Here is a 12,748-nt window from a genome sequence, read left to right as displayed (position 1 = left end):
CATTAACCGGATAGTGCATTAAATTGCCATCGACGTCTTGCGTCGGCCATGGACTGCTATAACCTTCACAGGAGATGGGACGAGCCAGGAACGACCGGAGACACAGCGTGACCGCAGAAGCCAAGACGCCGCCGCGTAGCAAACCCCGCATCCGCGATGCAGACGCGACCAAAGCGCGCATCCTCAAGGCGGCACTGAACGAGTTTGCCCGCAATGGCTTCGGCGGCGCCCGCGTGGACGTCATCGCAGAGAAGGCCGATGCCAACAAGCGGATGCTCTATCACTACTTCGGCAGCAAGGAAGAGCTGTTCCAGACGGTGCTCGAGAATGCCTATATCGACATTCGCGATGCCGAGCAGAAACTGGCGCTGGACCACCTGCCGCCCAAGGAGGCGTTGGCGCGGCTGGTGCGCTTCACCTGGGAATACTACCTGAAGCACCCCGAGTTCATCACGCTGGTCAACAGCGAGAACCTGCACCGGGCCAAGCACCTGAAGAAGTCGGAGATCGTCAAGATCTACAGCCGCCGCTTCGTGTCGATGGTCGACACGATCCTGGAGCGCGGGGTCGCAAGTGGCGATTTCCGCTCCGGCATCGATCCGGTGCAGTTGAACATCACCATCGCTGCGATCGGCTATTACTATCTGACCAACCGCTTCACCGGCTCGATCATCTTTGAGCGTGACCTGATGGCGAAAGAGGCGCTCGAAGAGCGCCTCCAGTTCAATATCGACACGATCCTGCGCCTGGTCAGCGCCTGACCTGCTTCAGGTTCCGCTACCTAGGCCCAGGCTGTGAAGCGCTGCTTGGGCACATTCCGCGTCCTCGTGTCCCAGCGCCCCGGAAACCCCGACACCGCCCACGATGGTCCCGTTGTAAACGATGGGCAGGCCGCCTTCCCAGGTGATCAATCGGGGACGGTTTGCCAGGCCGGCCCTCAGTTCATCGGTGCTGCTCATCCGAACGAAGAAATCCGGTGTCGAACGTCGCATCGTGGCTGCCGTGAACGCCTTGTCGGCAGCGAAATCCAGCGTTTGAGCCGCGACACCATCCATGCGTGCCGATGCCAGGATCTCGCCGCCGGCGTCAACCACGACAACCGCCACCGACCAGCCGCGAGATGCGGCATGCTCAAGCGCATAGTGAACGAGTTGCAAAGCCGGTGCCGATCTCAGCACCGGCTTCATCTCGACAAGGCTCGCGTAGCTCGCCTGATCCATCCCTCAACCCCACTTGTTCGGCAGCCAGGTCACGATCGACGGGACCGCAATCATGATCGCCACCAGCACCAGAAGCATGATGAAGAACGGAATGGTCGCGGCAAAGACCCGCTCCATCGGCAACCGCGAAACCAGTGCAACGCCGTAAAGCGCCACGCCAACCGGCGGCGTGATCAGGCCCAGCACACAAACGATGCAGAACAGCACGCCCAGATGCAGCGGGTCGATACCGAAGGCCGTGACCAGAGGGGTGATGGCCGGAACCAGCATGAGGATGATCGGGGTGGCATCCATGAACAGTCCCAGCATCAGAACGACCAGCAGGATGGCGATGAAGACCAGCGTCGGGCTGGACACCATTTCCGAGACCTGTTGCGCCAGCATCATCGGGATCTGCTCGCGCGCGATGACCCAGGCGTCCAGCCCCGAGACCGAGACGACCAGCATCAGCGCGCCCACTGCTGTCGCGGTGTGAACGAGGCTACGGTAGAAGTCGCCGAAGTTCAGCTTGCGATAGACGATGCCCAGGAAGATGACATAGACGACCGCGATGGCGCTGGCCTCGGTCGGAGTCAATGCGCCCGAGAAGATACCCCCGATCACCAGGATCGGGGTCAGCATCACCAGCGCGGCGCGCCAGAAGGTGGTCAGCACGCGGTGGAACGAGAACGGCTCGCCCCGGCCATAGCCCCGGCGCGCGCTTAGCCAACCCACCGTGATCATCAGCGAAACAGCCATGAGCAGGCCCGGCAGGACACCGCCCAGGAACATCTTTCCGATCGAGACATTGGCCGTCGCGCCATAGATGATCATGATGATCGAAGGCGGGATAACAGGCGCCATCGTGGCCGAGCTCAGCGTGACGGCGGCTGCGAAGTTCGGATCATAGCCACGTTCGCGCATGGCGGCGACGGTCATCTTGCCGACCCCCACCGCATCGGCGGCGGCAGAGCCCGACATGGCTGAAAAGACCATCGAGGCCAGCACCGTCACATAACCAAGGCCACCCCTGACATGCCCGATGACCGCCTGCGCGAAATCGAAGATCCGCGCCGTGGCCCCGTAACGGTTCATCAGCGCGCCCGCCAGCAGGAACATCGGCACCGCCAGCAAGATGGATTCATTCACCGTGCCCAGCATCCGCTGCGGCGCCAGTTCCAGGGGAATGCCGCGTAGCCACAGATAGCTCACCGCCGGCGCGCCAAGCGCCACGAAGATGGGCGCGCGGATAATGATGAGAACGATGATCGCCAAAAGGATCCAACCGATCATATCCGGCTCCTACTCTTCGAAATCGGGTTGAGCGCCGTCACCGACATGCTGCCGGCGCAGGACGAAGCAAAGCGCATGAAAGGCCAGAAGCGTCATGCCGACCGGCAGCGCCGCAGTCTGGACCCACGCGGGAATGCCCAGCACGGGCAGGATCTGTCCGCCGCGCAGCACCATGCGGAATCCCGCATAGGCAAGGACGATTGCAAGTCCGATGGACGCCGCATCCGAGACATAGCCGAACAGCTTTTGCAGCGGTGCCGGCACATGGTTGTAGACGATGTCCACCATGAAATGCTGCGACACATACAAGGCGCGGGCGGCGCCGACGAAGATCAGCCATGCGAACAAAAGTCGCCCGGCCTCTTCGGTGAACGCCAGCGGTGCCTGCAATACGAAGCGGAACAGAACCTGCATCGCCAGCATCACGATCAGCGCGAGAAGCGTGCAGAACAGGATCAGCCCCTCCAAGCGGACGACGGATTCCTCGATCTTGACAATGGTTTGCGACATCATTGCCTCGCTTTTGCGTGGCGGCTACACGAGGCAGCCGCCGTCAGGACGATTACGGGATCATTGCGCATCGCGGATCCGCTGGACGAGATCGGCACCATAGGTCTCGGACAGCTTGTCGACGACCGGCTGAACCTTGGCTGCGAAAGCAGCGCGGTCAACCTCGACCACGTTGACGCCCTTCTCTTTCAGATATGCCATGTCGCTCTCGAAATTGGACTTGAACAGGCCCCGCTGCATCTCGGTCACTTCGGCAAAGATGCGGTCGAACTCCTCGCGCTGTTCGGGCGACAGGGTTTCCATGGCGCTGCGATTGGCCAGCACCGGCTTGAACAGGAAGAAATGCCCCGTCAGGCTGAAATTGGGCGCCTGCTCGTAGAACTTGACGTTGCGATAGCCCGAGATGTCGTTTTCCGCGCCGTCGATCGCGCCGGTCGCCAGCGAGGTATAGACCTCGCCATAGGGCATGGCGGTCGCCAGCGCCCCCATGGCGTTGAAGCTGTCCAGATAGACCTGACTGCCGATCACCCGGATCTTGCGTCCCGCCATATCCTCGGGCGAGGTGACGGGCGTGCCGCGCGTGAAGACATGGCGCAGGCCGCCGCTCCACCAGCCCAGAACCTCAAGACCGGTTTCGACTTCGATTTTCGCCTCGATCTCCTTGCCGATCTCGCCATCCGCGACGATCCACGGGTGGGTATCGCCATCGCGGAACAGATAGGGCAGATCATAGACGCCAGCCGAGGGCGCGAAGGTGGACAGCGACGCCGTCGCCACCGTCGTCATCGATAGCGCCCCGAAACCCACCTGCTCAAGCGCATCGGTTTCGCCGCCGATCTGGCCCTGTGGGAAAACCTGCAAGGTGATGCCGGTCTTGCCCTCGCCCAGCCGCTTCGCGAGTTCCTGGAACGCAACGTTCGAGGGCTCACCCGGCGGATTCACATGTGCAGCGGTCAGTTCAACCGCCGCCGCACGGGTGACGCTCAGCGCCAGCGCCAAGCCGACGGCAACCAGTTTCATATGAATCATGATAGTCCTCCTCCCATCCCGCCACGCGGGTTTGCTTTAGCTCAGATTGAAAAACCTCAAGGTTTCTGTCTGTTGCCCCTCAAGAACCTCACTTCCAGGCACAACCGCGCAGCCCGCCGCCTCGGCCGCCGCGAACAATCGTGTGCGCGCGGGTTGCATGATCATCTCGACCAGCAGCTTGCCGGGGCCAAGGTCAGCGGGGTCGATCGGCAGCGGATCACCCTCGGCCATTCCGGCCGGTGAGGCGTTGACGAAAATCGTCACCTCTTTCGGGTCGAGCCGCCCGGTGCCGGTCTCGACCCCGGGAAACTCGCGCCGCAACCGCTCGGCCAGATCGGCGGCGCGCCTAGGATCCAGATCATCGACCGCCAGACGCGCGGCCCCCGCCTCGGCCAGCGCCGCCGCGACCGAGGCGCCTGCGCCCCCTGCCCCGACAAGCTGGACTGTCTTTTCCTTGATTCCCGCGCCCCGCGCCCGCAGGGCGGCAACACAGCCGACGCCATCTAGGGCGTCGCCGGCCCATTTCCCGTCCCCGATAGGGCGGATGACATTCACTGCGCCGGCTGCCCGGGCACGTGGCGAAAGCACTTGGCAATAATCGACGGCCAAGGGTTTGAACGGGATGGTGACAATCAGACCCGCAAGGTTCGGGACGTGCCGCAAGGCGTCGAAAACCTGTGGCCCCTCCGCGGCGTCGATTTGAAACGGGACAAAGATCGCGTTCACGCCATGCGCCACACACCAATCCGTATAGAGCCCCGGCGACTTGACCTGCGCGATCGGATCTCCCACCACCAGATACAGCGCAGTTTTTCCGTCGATTTTCATGTTACAGTCTCGCCATGGACAATCCGCCGTCGACCGACAGCACCGTCCCGGTCACATAGGGAAGGTCGCCCGCCGCAATCGCCGTGACCGCCTGCGCCACGTCATCGGGACGCCCCACACGAGGCGACAGAGTCAGCCCTTCGTCCCGGATGCGGCGCGTGTATTCGTGGATCACCGGCGCGGAAAGATCGGTCTCGATGATCCCAGGCCGGATGTCGGCGACTTGCACCCCTAGCGGTGAGAGCTTCAGCGCAAAGACTTTGGCAACCATTGCGGCGGCCGCCTTCGAGACGCAGTATTCCGCCTTGTTCAACGATGCCGCCTCGGCATTGGCCGAGGAGATGAAGATCAGTGAACGATGCCGCCCGTCATCGTCGCGACCAGCAAGCCGCCGGGCAAATTCCTGCGCAAGGAAGAACGGACCACGCGCATTCGCCGCCATGCAGTGATCGAAGCTGTCGGCCCCCACATCCAGGATATCCGCCCTGCGAAGCGGACCGACACCCGCATTGCAGACCAGGCAATCCAGCGGACCCAATTGCGCTTCGATCCGGTCCAGCACGGGGCCATGGTTTTCGGGCTTCGCCATATCCCCGACCACGGCAATCACATTGCCGCCCGCCGCGCGAACCGCGTCCAGTGCGCAGGACATTCCGGGCCCTTCCTGGCGACCGTTGATCGCAACGGCGAATCCGCGACCCGCAAGCTTCAGGGCAATCGCCAAACCGATTCCCCGCGTCGACCCCGTCACCAAGGCCACGCCCGAACGCGCTTCTGTCCCCAGCATTTCCCCCCCTTAGAACATCAAGCCGAACGTGTCGGCTGAGGAAGCCCTCAATTTGATCGATTCCACTTCACATAAGTAACGTTCTAGTTGGTTACTTATTGGAGAAGATGACGTCAAGATTTATGTCGGTGTGCAGTAGAACGGCAACTCGGATCGCCTGTGCCGTTCTGCTAAGCGGATACAGCCGTTTCGGACGACAGATGCCGCAGAACGTCCAGACCATGTCACCGATGATGCAGCGCAAGCTTCATGAGCGGCATGGCATCCGAGTCTCGTCGGAGAGCCTGCGGCAATGGATGATGGCGGCCGGGCTCTGGCAGAGCCGAGCCCAGCGACGCCGGGTGCACCAGCCGCGGCTGCGGCGCGAATCCCTGGCCGAGCTGATCCAGATCGACGGCTCAGAACACCGTTGGTTCGAGGATCGCGGCCCGGTCTGCACGCTCCTGGTGTTCATCGACGATGCCACCGGCAAGCTGATGCAGATGCGCTTCGTTGACTCGGAAAGCACTCAGGCCTATTTCGCGGCGCTGCAGGACTATTTGCAGACGCATGGTCGCCCGGTCGCCTTTTATTCCGACAAGCGCAGTATCTTCCGGGTGAACCGCACTGAGGCCCGCACCTGCCATGGCATGACGCAGTTCGGCCGCGCGCTTTGCGAGCTGAACATCGAGATCATCTGCGCCAACAGCTCGCAGGCCAAGGGCCGGGTCGAACGGGCCAATCGCACGCTGCAGGACCGGCTGGTCAAGGAGTTGCGCCTGGCGGGCATCCGCGACATCGCCGCCGCCAACGCCTTCCTGCCGGGATTCATCGAGGCCCACAACCTGCGCTTTGCCCAGGCGCCTGCCCGGTCCGACGACCTGCACCGGCCGCTGAACCTGCCGGCATCCCGCCTGAGCGACATCCTCTGCCTGCGCGACCAGCGCCAAGTGGGCAGCAATCTCGTCGTGCATTACGAGCGTCGGAAGTTCATTCTCGACGACAGCGACCACGAGCGCAGCGCGATCGGCTCAAACATTTCCGGTCCATCGCAACGCGATACGACAAGCGAGACGGCAATTTCCTCGCATCCGTACAACTCGCCTCCATCCGCATATGGTTGCGGAGATATGTGTCGGTGAACAAAAGCGGCGTTATTCAGAAGTCGAACCGCACACCCATATCGGCAAGGGTCATGCGCTCGTAATCGCGCTGAACTGAGGCCGCAAGAAAGATACTTGGACCCAGATCATATCTGAGGGCGACACCATAAGAGCTGTCGGTCACCTTTTCCGCCCAATCGCCGTCATTATACGCGACATAGGAACCCAACGTGAATCGGTTAAACTTGTAGTCGCCATACAGGGCGTAAGACGTTCCCAGTTCGGCAAACCCGTTGTCATTGATGTTCAGGCCGATGCGAAGGTCATCGTTGACCTTGTAACGCGTTCCCACGAAATAAAGATCGTTATCCCTGACCCCGGCCCCGCTCTGCGCCGTTGCAGCAGAAAACTCCCAGTCGTTTAGCCGATAGAAAACCGAGGCGGAAACCTCTCGGGTCAGATCCCCTCCCGTGCCGCTGCCGATCTGATCCGGGTCCACCACGGACAGCTTCACGTCGAAGTTGCGCGTGCCATAATTCAAGGCCACCCCGGTCCGATCAGGAAGGCGGCCATATCCGCGATAGGCCAGAATGAAGAAATCCCCCAACGGATCCCCGCCGACGGAAACAGCATGAACCCCCAGCCGCGTCTGTTTCAGCAATAAAGCTCCATCGAAAGCCGGAAGCACATTGCCGATCTCAAGCGACCAGTTTTCATACTCGACATAGAAATTCGCGGGACTGAAGCCCCAGGAAGGGCTGTTGTGATCGCCCTGAACCCAGGTTTTTGCGCCAAATTTCAAGCCGATATCGGTCTCGACGGATGCATCGATCTCCAGCCGCAATCGACTCTGGAGGAACGTGCCGTTCTCTCCGTCCTGTTTCTTCGCCTCCGAATAGGTCAGACCAAATCGGCCAAAGCCGGACAAGCTCACATCGGCCAAGGCCGCACAAGGCGCAAGCGCGGCCGTCATTGCAATCATGCTGAAAAACTTCATTATCCCCCCCATAAAAAACGGACGCCTCCACGCCCGACCGTACAATCGACGCTATTCTTTTGAAAACCGAACTCGCGACGACCACCTCATAATTGCCTGCGGAAAGTCGTCATAGATAATCGTAAAATGCCCAAAGGCCATAACTTGTGTGAACGGCAATCACGTCCGCCTGGAAACAGGAAATCTAAAAAGAAAAAAGGGGGGCAGCCCCCCTTTCCTCATTTCCCATGCAGGGCCGATTTTCACGGCGCAATGTCACGGATCAGCGGATGGAACAGTTCCTCGACCGTGATAGGCTTGGTGATCATATGCTGCTGCGTCGCAAACCGGATCGCCGCTTCAAGCGCCTTGCGGTTCGCCGCGATCCCCACCGGCCATGGATCAATGCTGCCCTCGGGTGTTGCGGCCGCGCGGCTTTTGACAAGCATCCGCCAGACCTCGCGCACCAAGTCGGGTCTCTGGTCGCAAAGCGCGTTCGGAACGATGACATAATGGTTCGGCGGCACGAAACGCTCCCGCTTGTGCCAGTCGAGCGCGGCTTCATGCGGGTTCTCGATCAGCGTCCGCACGCGCGGATCCTTGGGCATGTTCATGCCGAGGATCGCGGCATCGACCTCGCCGTCGAGCAGCATGTTCACCGGATCCTTTGCCGGATCGCCCCAGATGACCGAGGGCGGGTCGGCATATTCCTCCAGATGCGGCTGATCGAAGCAAAGCCATTTCACGCTGTCCGGGTCGACGCCATATTCGTTCTGCAGGATACCGCGAACCCACAGACCCGTGGTCTGTGTATAGGACCGCACGCCGACCACCTTGCCCGGCAGGTCCGCCGGGGTCATGCCGGGATGCACGTCGGTATTGAAGCCGATACAGTGATGCTGGAAGCGTCCCAGCAGCACGATCGGCAGCAGGGTAAAAGGCTTGCCGAACTGATGCGCCTGCAAGAAGGTCGCGGTCGCCATCTCGCTGATGTCGTAGCGTCCCTTGCGCAACATGTCCTTGAACCCGGCATGGGCATTCTTCAACCCGGCGAATTCGAGGCTGATCAGGTCCGAGGCAACCTTGCCCTCGATCAGCGCGCGCGTCGGCTCATAGAGGGTGATATTGGCCGACAGCGTCACCGGACCCTCGGCGGGGAAGATCTTTTCCATACGGGTCATGCGTTGGCTGCCTTGTCCAGGGCTGCTTCCAAGAGTTGCGGATAGAGCCGTTCTGCCGTTCCCGCCCAGATTTGGGCCCGATCCGCCTCTGACAAGGCTGCGAAGCAGCGATGCCCCTGCGCAACCAGTTCCTTCAGCGAGCCGTTGTTGGCGGGGAAATTGGACCCCCAGGCCAGCCGGTCCGCACCATATTCCGCGACCAGCTTCGCAAAGAAGCTCGCGGGCGTGGCAGGTGCCTTTTCCGCAAGATCGAACGTCCGCGGCGTGATCTTGAGAAACAGATTTCCGAACTGCGCCAGTTTCCAGAGCGGCGCGGCCTTGGCATAGGGCGCGCCGTCCGTCAGATCCGGCCGGCCCAGATGGTCGAGGATGATGCTGACTTCGGGGAAGCGCTCGAGGATCTCCTCGACCGCGGGCAGGCCGATGGAGGTGGTCTGGATGGCCACTGTCATGTCGATTTCGGCCATATGTTCCCAGACTTTGTAGGTCTCGGGCGCGATCATCCAGCGTCCGTCGGTCTGGACAGTCGAACCGGCGCCGAAAAGCCGCAAGCCGGCCATGCCGCGGCGCCGCCATTTCTCGATGATGGCGACTGCATCCGGTGCGGCGATATCGACCGAATAGACGCCGACGAAGCGTTCAGGGTCGCGACAGACGCTGTCGGCGGCATAGGAATTGTCATAGCCATAGGTGGTCGAGGAATGCACCATCGCCGCTTGCGAGACCCCAGCCGCCTCCATCTCCTCGACATATTGCTCGAAGGTGAAAGGCCGCTCGGCCGACCAATCGGACCGGATCCCGCCCAGCGGGTTATAGGGATAGGCCGTCGTGTCGGGCGAGATGATATGCGGGTGAATGTCGATGATCTTCTGGGTCATGTTGGCTTTGTCCTGAAGGATTGCCGGTAAGGTGGGGCGGAGACATCTCCGCCGGTTTCCGCGGCCGACGCGGCGCCTCCTCCTCTGGCGCGGCGCAAGGCTTCTCCCCTTGGTCGGGTCAGGCCCGTCCAGGTTGTTCCGTCTGCGATTGACTTCATGTCTTTCAGGTTAGGCCTGCCCGGCATCTCCGAGAATAAGGGCAAGCTCAATTCCAATGGTCGCAGGTTGACTTCCAATATGGTCCCTGGATTTAGCCCGGCAGCGTCTGCAGCGCCGCCTGCCTGATCTGGCTGAGCGAGGCGCCGGGCGTCAGAGCCTCGGGATCGATCATGATTTCGATGACCGCGGGCCCGTCATGGGTGTCGGCGCGCGCGAAGGCTGCGGCGAAATCCGTGGTCCGCTCGACCCTTTCGGCATGGGCGCCATAGGACCGCGCCAATGCGGTGAAATCGGGATTTCCGCGCGCGAGATCGGTTCCCGAGACCCGGGCGGGATAATGCCGCTCCTGATGCATGCGGATCGTGCCGAGCATCCCGTTGTTCAGGATCAGGATACGGATTTTCAGCCCATGCGCCGCCGCCGTCGCCAACTCGGTGCAGGTCATCTGGAAATCGCCGTCCCCTGCGATGCAAATAACAGAGGCTTCTGGCCGGGCGAACTTGGCGGCCAAGGCTGCCGGAATGCCGTAGCCCATCGAGCCGCAGATCGGCGCGACCTGCGTGCCAAAGCGGCGATAGCGGTGAAAGCGGTGCAGCCAGACGGTAAAATTCCCTGCGCCGTTGGTGTAGATCGTGTCCTCCGGCAGGCTCTCATCAAGCCAGGCCATGATCTCGCACATCTGGATCGCGCCGGGGCTGGTCCGAGGGGCGGTCCATGCCTCGAAATCCGCGCGTGCGGCCTTGCGCCAGTCGTCCCAATCACCGCGGACAGCACCGCCCGCGGCGAGCGCCAGGGCAAAGCTTGCCGGATCGCTGACGATGCCCAGTTCGGGTCGATAGACATGGCCGATCTCATCAGGACCGGGATAGACATGGATCAACCGCTGCCGGGGACAGGGAATGTCCATGATCGTGTAGCCATTGGTTCCGATCTCGCCCAACCGCGCCCCGATGACGAGGATCAGATCCGCCTCCGCCACCATCTGCACAAGCCTGGGATTGGGGCCGAGGCCGAGTTCCCCGATATAGCTGCTGCTGTCATTGTCGAGGAGGTCCTGCCGCCGGAACGAGGCGGTGACGGGCAGCCCGCTGTCCTCGGCAAAGCGACGGAAGGCGGCGACCGCCTCGCCGGTCCAGCCGGAGCCGCCCAGCATCACGACCGGACGGCGCGCCTCGGTCAGCAATGCCCGCACCGCCGACACGGCCTTCGGCGAGGGCTCATTCGCAAAGCGCGCCGCAGGGCGGCCATCGGCGCATTCGGCGATTTCGGTCAGCACGTCCTCCGGCAGGGGAATGACCACGGGACCGGGACGGCCGGACATGGCCAGCTGAAAGGCGCGGGTGACGAATTCCGCGGTCCGTGCGGCGTCCTCGAGCTGCAGCACAGCCTTGGCCTGCGTGCCGAAAGTGCAGCGGTAGTCGATCTCCTGAAACCCCTCGCGGGTCATCACGTCACGCGGGTTCTGGCCGATGAACAGGATCATCGGCGTGCTGTCCTGAAAGGCGACATGAAGCCCCGAGGAGGCATTGGTTGCCCCGGGGCCGCGCGAGCAGAAGACGACGCCCGGCCGGCCGGTCAGCTTGCCATAGGCCTCGGCCATCATGGCGGCCCCGCCCTCGTGCCGACAGGTCACCAATTCGATCTGGGGGCAGTCATGCAGCGCGTCGAGAACGGCGAGGAAGCTTTCGCCCGGCACGCAGAAGACGCGGTCCACACCTTGCAGCAACAGCTGGTCGACGAGGATGCGGGCGGCAGTGCGCGGCCCCTTCATGCCGCTTTTCCCATCGCCTTCAGCCGCGCGTCGAGGCGCGGATAGACGCGGCGCACATTGCCTTCGAAGATCGCGTGCCGGTCCTCGGGCGAAAGCTCCAGCGCCTCGACATAGCGGCGGGTGTCGTCGAAGGCATGGCCGGTCTCGGGGTCGATCGAGCGCACCGCGCCCACCATTTCCGAACCGAAGAGTACGTTCCGGACCGGGATCACCTCGGTCAGCAGATCAATGCCTGGCTGGTGATAGACGCAGGTGTCGAAGAAGACGTTGTTCATCAGCGCTTCGGCCAGCGGCGGCCGGCCAAGGTCATTCGCAAGGCCGCGATAGCGGCCCCAATGGTAAGGCACCGCACCGCCGCCATGCGGGATTACCATCCGCAAGGTCGGAAAATCCTTGAACAGATCCGACAGCAGAAGCTGCATGAAGACCGAGGTGTCGCCGTTCAGATAATGCGCCCCCGTTCCGTGGAAGTTCGGGTTGCACGAGCCCGAGACGTGAATCATGGCCGGCACGTCCAGCTCGACCAGCTTCTCGTAAAGCGGATACCACCATTTGTCCGTCACCGGCGGGTCGGTCCAGTAGCCGTCGGTCGGATCGGGATTGAGGTTGCAGCCGACAAAGCCCAGCTCGAGGACGCAACGCTCCAGTTCCTCGATGCAGCCGCGCGGGTCTGCGCCCGGGCTCTGCGGCAGCTGGCAGATGGGAACAAACCGGTCCGGGTAAAGGGTGCTGACCCGATGGATCAGGTCGTTGCAGGTGCGCGACCAATGCCTGCTCAGCGCCTCATTGCCGTGGTGATGTCCCATCAGCCCGGCGATGGGCGAAAACAGCGTCATGTCGATCCCGCGTTCCTTCTGCAGGCGGATCTGGTTCTTCTCCAGCCCTTCGCACAGTTCCTCATCCGAGATTTGCGGGGCGGGCGAGAAATCCGAGGTCTTGCCGGCCTTGAAATCGGCGATCTGGGCATTGCGATAGTCGCGGAAATAACCCGGGACGGTGGTGAAATGACCGTGGCAGTCGATAATCATGTCGGCAGCACCTCTGAAAGGGAAGTT

General features: G+C 62.1%; 12 protein-coding genes and 2 pseudogenes. 3 read left to right on the top strand and 11 right to left on the bottom strand.

The genetic code is table 11. The features are described 5' to 3' along the window. Nucleotides 1–107 precede the first annotated feature (107 nt). On the top strand, nt 108–761 hold the full coding sequence (locus L632_RS0119805; RefSeq protein WP_028717429.1) for a TetR family transcriptional regulator: 654 nt from the start codon (nt 108–110) through the stop codon (nt 759–761). A 6-nt stretch (nt 762–767) separates the two neighbouring features. On the opposite strand, the gene L632_RS0119800 is transcribed toward L632_RS0119805, so the two are convergent. From L632_RS0119800 to L632_RS0119775, 6 genes are read right to left on the bottom strand one after another with little or no spacing between them, the layout of a single operon-like run. Further along, nucleotides 768–1,220 (bottom strand): heme-binding protein, encoded by a 453-nt coding sequence (locus L632_RS0119800; protein ID WP_028717428.1) that lies wholly within the window; start codon nt 1,218–1,220, stop codon nt 768–770. A 3-nt stretch (nt 1,221–1,223) separates the two neighbouring features. Next, nucleotides 1,224–2,492, bottom strand: coding sequence for a TRAP transporter large permease (locus tag L632_RS0119795; protein ID WP_036698956.1), 1,269 nt, complete (start codon nt 2,490–2,492; stop codon nt 1,224–1,226). A 9-nt stretch (nt 2,493–2,501) separates the two neighbouring features. Beyond that, nucleotides 2,502–3,005 carry a TRAP transporter small permease gene (locus L632_RS0119790; RefSeq protein WP_028717426.1) on the bottom strand — a complete coding sequence of 168 codons (504 nt, stop codon included), beginning with the start codon at nt 3,003–3,005 and terminating at the stop codon, nt 2,502–2,504. 57 nt (nt 3,006–3,062) lie between these two features. After that, nucleotides 3,063–4,031 carry a TRAP transporter substrate-binding protein gene (locus L632_RS0119785; protein WP_084648157.1) on the bottom strand — a complete coding sequence of 323 codons (969 nt, stop codon included), beginning with the start codon at nt 4,029–4,031 and terminating at the stop codon, nt 3,063–3,065. Nucleotides 4,032–4,067: 36 nt separating this feature from the next. Beyond that, on the bottom strand, nt 4,068–4,859 hold the full coding sequence (locus L632_RS23225) for a shikimate dehydrogenase (protein WP_036698955.1): 792 nt from the start codon (nt 4,857–4,859) through the stop codon (nt 4,068–4,070). 1 nt (nt 4,860) lies between these two features. Then, entirely contained in the window at nt 4,861–5,646 is a 786-nt protein-coding gene (locus tag L632_RS0119775; RefSeq protein WP_028717424.1) for a 3-ketoacyl-ACP reductase, read from the bottom strand. 242 nt (nt 5,647–5,888) lie between these two features. Here L632_RS0119775 and L632_RS0119770 point away from each other — a divergent pair. Continuing rightward, nucleotides 5,889–6,665, top strand: a pseudogene (locus L632_RS0119770) (ISNCY family transposase); the annotation flags it as partial. Then, nucleotides 6,650–6,763 (top strand): annotated as a pseudogene (locus tag L632_RS24780) (IS5/IS1182 family transposase); the annotation flags it as partial. The pseudogenes L632_RS0119770 and L632_RS24780, both read left to right, overlap by 16 nt. A gap of 20 nt (nt 6,764–6,783) precedes the next feature. Here L632_RS24780 and L632_RS0119765 read toward each other — a convergent pair. The 5 genes from L632_RS0119765 to L632_RS0119745 form a co-directional block, all read right to left on the bottom strand. Further along, nucleotides 6,784–7,725: a porin gene (locus L632_RS0119765; protein ID WP_036698964.1), complete on the bottom strand. Its 942-nt coding sequence runs from the start codon at nt 7,723–7,725 to the stop codon at nt 6,784–6,786. A gap of 242 nt (nt 7,726–7,967) precedes the next feature. Next, entirely contained in the window at nt 7,968–8,885 is a 918-nt protein-coding gene (locus tag L632_RS0119760) for a hypothetical protein (protein ID WP_011749541.1), read from the bottom strand. Then, on the bottom strand, nt 8,882–9,763 hold the full coding sequence (locus tag L632_RS0119755; protein WP_011749540.1) for an amidohydrolase: 882 nt from the start codon (nt 9,761–9,763) through the stop codon (nt 8,882–8,884). Before L632_RS0119755 ends, L632_RS0119760 begins: the two co-directional genes overlap by 4 nt. 250 nt (nt 9,764–10,013) lie before the next feature. Beyond that, nucleotides 10,014–11,693 carry a thiamine pyrophosphate-binding protein gene (locus L632_RS0119750; RefSeq protein WP_028717422.1) on the bottom strand — a complete coding sequence of 560 codons (1,680 nt, stop codon included), beginning with the start codon at nt 11,691–11,693 and terminating at the stop codon, nt 10,014–10,016. Next, the gene (locus tag L632_RS0119745; RefSeq protein ID WP_011749537.1) at nt 11,690–12,721 is read right to left on the bottom strand and encodes an amidohydrolase family protein; all 1,032 of its coding nucleotides are present in this window, start codon (nt 12,719–12,721) and stop codon (nt 11,690–11,692) included. The genes L632_RS0119750 and L632_RS0119745 overlap by 4 nt, the downstream gene beginning before the upstream one ends. Nucleotides 12,722–12,748: the final 27 nt, after the last annotated feature.

Origin of the sequence: Paracoccus sp. J39, assembly GCF_000518925.1 — a bacterium.
Classification (GTDB): domain Bacteria; phylum Pseudomonadota; class Alphaproteobacteria; order Rhodobacterales; family Rhodobacteraceae; genus Paracoccus.
This window is presented reverse-complemented; position numbering and strand designations above follow the sequence as displayed.

Coding starts and splice junctions, on each gene's coding strand:
- L632_RS0119800 (WP_028717428.1), bottom strand. CDS start 1,220: ATGGATCAGGCGAGCTACGCGAGCCTTGTCGAGATGAAGCCGGTGCTG.
- L632_RS0119795 (WP_036698956.1), bottom strand. CDS start 2,492: ATGATCGGTTGGATCCTTTTGGCGATCATCGTTCTCATCATTATCCGC.
- L632_RS0119790 (WP_028717426.1), bottom strand. CDS start 3,005: ATGATGTCGCAAACCATTGTCAAGATCGAGGAATCCGTCGTCCGCTTG.
- L632_RS0119785 (WP_084648157.1), bottom strand. CDS start 4,031: ATGATTCATATGAAACTGGTTGCCGTCGGCTTGGCGCTGGCGCTGAGC.
- L632_RS23225 (WP_036698955.1), bottom strand. CDS start 4,859: ATGAAAATCGACGGAAAAACTGCGCTGTATCTGGTGGTGGGAGATCCG.
- L632_RS0119775 (WP_028717424.1), bottom strand. CDS start 5,646: ATGCTGGGGACAGAAGCGCGTTCGGGCGTGGCCTTGGTGACGGGGTCG.
- L632_RS0119765 (WP_036698964.1), bottom strand. CDS start 7,725: ATGAAGTTTTTCAGCATGATTGCAATGACGGCCGCGCTTGCGCCTTGT.
- L632_RS0119760 (WP_011749541.1), bottom strand. CDS start 8,885: ATGACCCGTATGGAAAAGATCTTCCCCGCCGAGGGTCCGGTGACGCTG.
- L632_RS0119755 (WP_011749540.1), bottom strand. CDS start 9,763: ATGACCCAGAAGATCATCGACATTCACCCGCATATCATCTCGCCCGAC.
- L632_RS0119750 (WP_028717422.1), bottom strand. CDS start 11,693: ATGAAGGGGCCGCGCACTGCCGCCCGCATCCTCGTCGACCAGCTGTTG.
- L632_RS0119745 (WP_011749537.1), bottom strand. CDS start 12,721: ATGATTATCGACTGCCACGGTCATTTCACCACCGTCCCGGGTTATTTC.